The sequence below is a fragment of the Actinoplanes sp. NPDC048791 genome, assembly GCF_040650095.1.
Taxonomy (GTDB): Bacteria; Actinomycetota; Actinomycetes; order Mycobacteriales; family Micromonosporaceae; genus Actinoplanes.
Genome location: NZ_JBEZGQ010000336.1, coordinates 1 through 7,859 on the forward strand (window position 1 = coordinate 1; position 7,859 = coordinate 7,859).

The 7,859-nt window shown below is 71.9% G+C and carries 6 protein-coding genes; 3 read left to right on the top strand and 3 right to left on the bottom strand.

Annotation, left to right across the window (positions count from 1 at the left end; genetic code table 11):
* Nucleotides 1–3,145 (bottom strand): alpha-amylase family glycosyl hydrolase (locus tag AB0C29_RS23310; protein ID WP_360823609.1); only part of this gene is annotated, 3,145 nt, incomplete at its 3' end.
* Between the two features lie 118 nt (nt 3,146–3,263).
* On the opposite strand from AB0C29_RS23310, the gene AB0C29_RS23315 reads away from it, so the two are divergent.
* On the top strand, nt 3,264–4,805 hold the full coding sequence (locus AB0C29_RS23315) for a glycoside hydrolase family 13 protein (protein WP_360823612.1): 1,542 nt from the start codon (nt 3,264–3,266) through the stop codon (nt 4,803–4,805).
* Here the strand turns inward: AB0C29_RS23315 and AB0C29_RS23320 are convergent.
* A complete protein-coding gene (locus AB0C29_RS23320; protein ID WP_360823615.1) occupies nt 4,802–5,638 on the bottom strand; it encodes a siderophore-interacting protein in 837 nt (278 codons plus the stop codon). The genes AB0C29_RS23315 and AB0C29_RS23320 overlap by 4 nt on opposite strands.
* A gap of 43 nt (nt 5,639–5,681) precedes the next feature.
* Nucleotides 5,682–6,251 (bottom strand): hypothetical protein, encoded by a 570-nt coding sequence (locus AB0C29_RS23325; RefSeq protein WP_360823616.1) that lies wholly within the window; start codon nt 6,249–6,251, stop codon nt 5,682–5,684.
* Nucleotides 6,252–6,350: 99 nt separating this feature from the next.
* Here AB0C29_RS23325 and AB0C29_RS23330 point away from each other — a divergent pair, with 99 nt between their 5' ends.
* A complete protein-coding gene (locus AB0C29_RS23330) occupies nt 6,351–7,589 on the top strand; it encodes an FAD-dependent oxidoreductase (protein ID WP_360823619.1) in 1,239 nt (412 codons plus the stop codon).
* The gene (locus AB0C29_RS23335; RefSeq protein ID WP_360823622.1) at nt 7,586–7,777 is read left to right on the top strand and encodes a hypothetical protein; all 192 of its coding nucleotides are present in this window, start codon (nt 7,586–7,588) and stop codon (nt 7,775–7,777) included. Before AB0C29_RS23330 ends, AB0C29_RS23335 begins: the two co-directional genes overlap by 4 nt.
* Nucleotides 7,778–7,859: the final 82 nt, after the last annotated feature.

Here is a 7,859-nt window from a genome sequence, read left to right on the forward strand (position 1 = left end):
CGGAGAGCAGCTTGCCCTCGGCGTCGCGTTCGGTCACCGCTACCTGGCCGCGCAGCACATCCTTGATCTTCGAGACGTCGCTGAGCCGGAACGCCGGGTACTGCCACAGGTGCGGGTTCGCCTTGCGCTGGTCCTCGGTGAGACCGTTGCGGCGCGCGTTCAGCCGGATGGTGCCGTGCGCGCCGGTGAGCTCGCCGTCCACGATGCTCAGGCCGCCCTCGGGGGCGTGGACCAGGTCGTAGACCCGGCCGTCGGTGCCGGCCCCGACCGGTTCCAGCGAGGAGCCGGTGCCGGTCTTCCAGGCGATCGTCCGCTGGTCGATCCAGACGGCGTTCGACTTGGTCAGGTCGGCGACCCCGCCGCCGGCTCGGCGGAGCACGGGCAGCAGCCGATCCGGTACGCCGGACAGCCGCCACACCTCCCGCCCGGCCGTGGCGAAGTCGAGCCGCTGGTCGTCGGGCAGGTCCTTGGTGTCGCCCTTGTGAATGATGTAGTTCAGCCCGGTCGCCCCGGCGGCCAGTGGCACCCGGAACGTCACGCCGAACGCGTCGGTCGAGGCGGGCTGTAGCGGCGCGGACCACTCGGTCGGAGCCGCGGCGCCGTCCCACACGTGCAGGCCCCAGCCGGAGTAGTCGCCATCGGCCCGCCGGTAGTGCACGATCGCGGTGTTCTGGTCCTGCTCGACGGCCGGGCCGGTGGTGGTGACCGTGGGATCACCCTGCTTCAGCCAGACCTCGGGTGTCTTGGTCGGATCCAGGAAACGGTCGGCGTCCACGTCCTTGACGCCGTTCTTGTCGACCACGATGAAACCGACGTTCTTGGCGCCCGGCTTGAGCTTGACCCAGGCGAACCGGCCGTACGCGTCCACCCCGTCGAACGGCTGCCCGGCGGGCCAGGTGGTCGGCGTCTCGACGTCGCCGAAGGCGTACAGCCCCCAGTCGTCGTAGTCGCCGGCCGGCCGCTGGTAGTGCACGATCGCGTAGTCCGGTCCGGCGGTCACCGGCGGCGTGCCGACCTTGATCCGCGTGTTCGTCACCGCGAGGCGCCCGCGGCTGTCGCGGGCCACCGCCTTGTACTTCACCGGGGTGCCGCCGGCCAGGCCGGTCAGATCGTGGAAGACCCGGTACGGCGCCCGGTCGGCGGTGCCGAGCAGCTGCCACGGGCCGTTACCGACCTGCGCGGCGAAGGTGACCGTGGACAGCGGGTCGCCGGTGGTCGTGGCGGTCAGCTCGGTGCGGGTCGGCACCAGGGCGTCGGCCTTGGGCGCGGTGAACGTCACGGTGGGAGCAGCGGACGCCTGGGCGATCGGCTTGGCGGCCCGGTAGACGACCGAGGACAGCGCCGGGACGGTGACGGTCAGCTTGCCGTCGGTGCCGGTGGCTGCCGTACCCGTGGCGCCGTAGAGGCCGGCGAACGAGCCCGCCGGGGTCCAGGTGTCCAGAGTGACGGTCTGCGCGGTGGTGGCGTTGTTGACCGCGACCACGTACTCGGTGCGGGACTTACGGTCGATCCGCGAGGTGGCGAAGACGCCGGAGCCGTCGGCCGCGTACCGGGTGACCTGCAGTCCGTCCCGCAGCGCGGGGTGGGCCTTACGCAGCGCGGCGAGCGAGCCGATCGCCTTGTACAGCGGGTGGCCGGTCTCGTAGTTGGCCACCGCGTGGGTGCGGTCGGTGCCGATCAGATCGTCGTCGAGGTAGTCCGCCGACTTGCTGGCGAACATGTCCTGCCGGGCGTCCTTGTCGCCGCCCGGGCCGGTGAAGCCCTGCTCGTCGCCGGAGTAGACGACCGGCTGGCCGCGGCCGAGGAACATCAGCTCGTGGGCGAGCCGGTCACGGCGCACCTGGACGGCGGGGTCCTTCTCGGCGGCGGCGACGAACGAGCCGATCCGGCCCATGTCGTGGTTGCCGAGGAACGTCGGCAGGCGGTCGGCGCCGGTGTCGCCGGTGGTGTAGAGGTCGTCGGCGGCGTACAGGTCGGACAGAGCCTTGGCCGAGCCCCCGTCGGCGGCGAACGACTTCGCCGCGGCCTGGAAGGAGAAGTCCAGGATCGCCGGCAGGCCGCCGCGGCGCACGTACGTCGATTCGACCTCCTGGTCGGCGCTGTAGACCTCGCCGAACATGAAGAAGTCCTTCTTGCCGGCCTGACGCGCGGCCCGGTCGATGCCGTCGGCGAACTGCGGCCAGAAGTCCAGGTCGGTGTGCTTGACGGTGTCCAGGCGGTAGCCGTCGATGCCGGTCTTCGCGATCCAGTCGCCGTAGATCCTGGTCATCCCGCGGACGACCTCGGGACGCTCGGTGAACAGGTCGTCCAGGCCGAAGAAGTCGCCGTACTCGCTGTTCTCGCCGACGAAGGTCGAGTCACCGCGGTTGTGGTACATCGTCGGGTCGTTGAGCCAGGCCGGCTTCTTGACCGTGGCGTCCTTGGCGTCGATCACCGGCGTGTACGGGAACGACTCCTTGTTGAGCTGCGGGAAGGCGCGGCTGCCGTCGGCGTAGTTGCGGTCCTCGAACTCCCGGCCCTGCGCGTCCACGTACGGGGCGGTGGCCTTGTCGATGTAGTCGTACTTGTTCTCGGCGTACTTGATGACGTCGGCGGTGTGGTTGACGATGATGTCCAGGTAGATCTTCATGCCCCGCTTGTGCGCCAGCTTGACCAGCCGCTCGAGGTCGGCGTTGGTGCCGAAGTGCGGATCGACCTGGGTGAAGTCGGTGATCCAGTAGCCGTGGTAACCGGCCGAGATGTCGTCGCCGCTGCCCTGCACCGGCCGGTTCTTGAAGACCGGGGCCAGCCAGATGGCGGTGGTGCCCAGACCCTGGATGTAGTCCAGCCCGTTGATGATCCCCTGCAGGTCACCACCGTGGTAGAAGCCCTTGTCGGCCGGGTCGAAGCCGGTCGAGAGCCGGTCACCGGGCAGCCTGCCAGTGTCGTTGGACCGGTCACCGTTGGCGAAACGGTCCGGCAGCACGAAGTAGAACTGCTCGGCCGGCTCCGGCGCGGCGTCGAAGCCCCAGCTCGCCAGGGCGGCGGCGGACGGCTCGGCGGGACGGGCGGCGGAGGCGGGCACGACCGCGGCGATGCTCAGCAGCACGCCCAGGATGAGGGACCCGACGAACGTCGGACGCCGTCCGGGCAGGAGGGTTTCCACATTGAGGCCTTCCGATGGCGGGGCGACGACGCACGCTAACCTCCGGCGGACGACCCTTGCAAGACTTTGCAGAAGTTGTCGTGGAATTACAGCGTAACGGTGGGGCAACAATGTGGACATGACCGACGTCGTCTATCAGATCTACCCGCGCTCCTACGCCGACGCGGACGGCGACGGCGTCGGTGACCTGACCGGCATCACCGCCCGCCTGGACCACGTGGCCCGGCTCGGCGCCGACGCCATCTGGCTGACGCCCTTCCAGCGCTCACCGCAGGCCGACCACGGCTACGACGTCAGCGACTACACCGACGTCGACCCGCTCTTCGGTGACCTCGCCGCGTTCGACACCCTGCTGGCCCGGGCCCACGAGCTCGGTCTACGCGTGATCGCCGACGTGGTCCCCAACCACTGCTCCGCCGCTCATCCGCTGTTCCGGGCCGCCCTGGCCGCCGCCCCGGGCAGTCCGCCCCGGGAACGGTTCCACTTCGCTGACGGCCGCGGTCCGGGCGGCACCGAGCCACCGAACAACTGGCCGAGTGTCTTCGGCGGACCGGCCTGGACCCGCATCACCGAGCCGGACGGCCACCCCGGGCAGTGGTACCTGCACCTGTACGCGCCGGAGCAGCCCGACTGGAACTGGCGCGACCCGCGCACCGCCCCGTTCTTCGCCGACGTGCTGCGCTTCTGGTTCGACCGCGGCGTCGACGGCCTGCGCATCGACGTGGCCCACGGCCTGTTCAAAGCGCCCGGGCTGCCGGACCTCCCGGCCGGCGTGACCCCGGAACCGGGCCGGCTGCGCAGCAACCCCCTCGCCTGTGATCAGGAAGAGGTGCACCACGTCTACCGGCAGTGGCGGCGCCTGGCCGACTCGTACGACCCGCCCCGGCAGCTGATCGGCGAGGTCAACCTGACCCCGGACCGCGCCGCCCGGTACGTCCGTCCGGACGAACTGCACCAGGCGTTCGCGTTCGCCTTCGTGACGGCGCCCTGGGACCCGCAGGCCTGGCTGGCCACGGGCACTTCTCTGCTGGCGTACGCCCAGGGTCCGGCCCCGGTGACCTGGGTGGCCGAGAACCACGACGTGGTACGAGCCCCGACCCGCTACGGCAACCCGGCCCGGGCCCGCGCGGCGATCTTGACCGTGCTGGCCCTGCCCGGCGCGGCGTATCTCTATCAGGGGCAGGAGCTGGGGTTGCCGGAGGTCGACGTGCCGGTGGCCGCCCGGCAGGACCCGGCGTGGACCAGGGCCGGCTTCTCCCGCGACGGCTGCCGGGTGCCGCTGCCGTGGCGGCGTGACCCGGCGGGGGCGTACGGCTTCTCCCCGGCCGGGGCTCAGCCGCCGTGGCTGCCGGTTCCGGCGGGGTGGGGTGATCTGTCGGTCGAGGCGCAGGAGGCCGATCCGGGGTCGACGCTGCATTTGACCCGGCGGGCGCTGGAGCTGCGGCGCTTCTTGCCGGCTGAGGACAGCGTGCTGTGGTCGGTCCAGGAGGACGGGCTGCTGCTCGCCCGGCGAGGGTGCGGCGTGACCCTCGCCGTAGCCATGGGTGATGGCGATGCTCGGCTGCCGGAAGGGGACGTGCTGCTCACCAGCGGCCCGGTCGCGGGGGACGGACTGCTCCCCCGCGACACCGCCGCCTGGCTGCGTGAACAGCCGAACTAGCTGGCCGCGGGCTCCTGTTCGCGTTCGACCTGCTGGTTCCATTCGCGCTTGCTCGACTGCCAGCCGTCCTCGTTCAGGCCGCGGCGCCAGTAGCCCGAGATGGACAGCTGCGTCATCGGCAGACCGCGCTCCACCCGCAGCAGCGCGCGGAGATCCTTGACGAAGGTCGCCTCGCCGTGGACGAACGCGTGCACCTGGCCCGCCGGGAACGTCAGGCCGCGTACCGCCTCGACCAGCGCCTCACCCACCGGCCGGCCGTCGCGGTGCAGCCAGGTGATCTCCGCGTCCGCCGGGGTTTCCAGCTTCTGCTCCTCGGCCGCGTCGGCCACCTCGATGAACGCCTTCACCGGCGCCCCGGCCGGCATACCCTCCAGCGCCGCCGCGATCGCCGGCAGGGCGCTCTCGTCGCCGGCCAGCAGGTGCCAGTCCGCGGCGGGGTCCGGGGTGTAGCCGCCGCCCGGGCCCATGAAGCGGACCGGGTCGCCGACCTGCGCCGCGACGGCCCACGGGCCGGCGATGCCCTCGTCGCCGTGCACGACGAAGTCGAGCCACAGCTCCGGGACCTCGGGGCGCCAGCGGCGGACCGTGTAGGTGCGGACCAGGGGCTGCTGGTCGCGGGGCAGCGTCTCGCGGATCACGGCGATATCGAACGGCTCCGGGTACGCGACCCCGGGCCGCGGGAACAGGATCTTGACGTAGTGGTCGGTGTACGCGCCGGCGTCGAGCCCGGTCAGGCCGGCCCCGCCCACCACGATGCGGACCATGTGCGGCGTGAGCTGCTCGACCCGGGTGACTTCCCCGATCGTGGCCGCCCGGACTGGCCTGTTCGCCATGACAACACTTCCCTACTGGGTCTCGGTCGGGGTAAGGCTACCCTTACGAACCGACCGGCCGGTGCTGCCCGGTGGTGAGACGCGCGTCGCGGGCCAGGGCCAGCGGCAGCAGCGCCGCCAGCACCAGGGCCGCGCCGAGCGGCAGCAGGTCCAGGTTGAGGCCGATCGCGGCGAAGCCCACCAGCGCCAGCACCGGGCTCCAGACCGGCAGCCGGCGGGCCAGGACCAGCCGGACCAACAGGATCAGCAGCCCGATCTGGAAGAGCGCCGGCCCGACCAGGTCCAGCGGGTCCGGCAGCGGCGCCGCCGTACGGAAGTCCTCGGAGAGGTCCCCGGCGATGACCCAGAGGAAGCAGCCCGCGCCGAACAGCACGGCGACCGTGGCCGCCTCGACCAGGATGCGGGACGCCGGGGCGGCGGGACGGTCCAGGCCGCGCAGCGCGACGGCGAGCACGGCGAACAGCACGATGGCGACGAAGAAGGCGACGTGGCCGAGATCCCACGCCGGGCCGTTGTGCCGGTCGCCGTCGAGACCGTCGACCACCCGCAGCAGGCCGTAGACCAGCATGAGCGCCGGGGCGGCGAGGGCACAGATTCTGACGAGTCTCGGCATGGGCCTCAGCCTGCCGCCGGGCACCCTCGGCCCACATCCGGGAATGACCCCGACACGACCCCGAGAGTCGTGGCATGGTGTCCGCAAAGGAGGGTGCTCATGCCCGGGGACCGTACGTTCGTCATCGCCGGCGCCGGACTGGCCGGCGCCAAGGCCGCCGAGAGTCTGCGCGCGGAGGGCTTCACCGGCCCGGTCGCGCTGATCGGCACCGAGCCGGAGATCCCGTACGAACGGCCGCCGCTGTCCAAGGGGCTGCTGCTCGGCACCGCGCAGCGCGAGGACGCGTACGTGCACGACCTCGACTGGTACGCCGGGCACGACGTGCAGCTGCGGACCGGCACTACGGTCAGCGCCATCGACGCGGAGAAGCACCGGGTCCGGCTCTCCGACGGTGACGACCTCGGTTACGACAAACTGCTGCTGGCCACGGGCGCCTCGCCGCGGACCCTGGGCGTGCCCGGCGCCGGGCTCGGCAACGTGTTCTCGCTGCGTACCCTGGCCGACTCGGACCGGATCGCCGCGGCCGTCAACGGCGCCACCCACCTGGTGGTCGTCGGGTCGGGCTGGATCGGGCTGGAGGTCGCCGCGGCCGCGCGCACGCGCGGCGCCACCGTCACCGTGGTGACGCCCGCCGAGCTGCCGCTGCGCTCGGTTCTCGGTGACCGCCTCGCGAAGGTCTTCCTCGGCCTGCACCGCGAGCACGGCGTCGACTTCCGCTTCGGGGCGCGGGTCCAGGAGCTGCGGGGCGGCCCGGACGTGGCCCAGGTGGTACTCACCGACGGCACGACCATCAACGCCGATGTCGTGCTGGTGGCCATCGGCGTCACGCCGAACACCGGCCTGGCCGACCAGGCCCGGCTCCCCGTCGACAACGGCGTGCTGGTCGACCGGCAGCTGCGCACCGCCGACCCGGACATCTTCGCCGCCGGGGACGTCGCCAACGTCGACCATCCGCTGCTGCGGACCCGGCTGCGGGTGGAGCACTGGGACACGGCCCTGCACTCGGGGCCGGTCGCCGCCCGGGCGATGCTGGGCCAGGACGCCGAGTGGGACCGGCTGCCGTACTTCTTCACCGACCAGTACGACCTGGGCATGGAGTACGCCGGCTGGGTGCCGCCCGGCACGCAGACCCAGGTGGTGATCCGCGGTGACGAGCCGGGCCGCGAGTTCATCGCCTTCTGGACGGTTGAGGGCCGGGTCGCCGCGGGGATGAACGTCAACGTGTGGGACGTGACCGAGCAGATCCAGGAGCTGGTCCGGGCCGGGCTGCGGGGCCGTACCGTCGATCCGGTCCGGCTGGCCGACCCGGACATCGCCCTGACGGAGGTGTTCGCATGAGTGAGGCCCTGGAACGGCTGCGCCGCTGGGAGGAGTCCGGCGCGACCTGGCGGGTCCTGGTCCGTACCCCGGAATCGGTGGAGCTCGCGCTGCTCTCCTGCGACGCGGGTGAGGAGATGGACCGCCTGCGGACCACCGACCCGGCGGTGCTCGACCACGTCGATGCCCGGGAGCAGGACGAGGAGTAACGCCCCGGCTGGACGTCGTTTGCAAGGATCAGGCGATGTCGCGTCCGCCGTCCGAGGTGCGGGAGCGCTCGGCGGCGGCTCC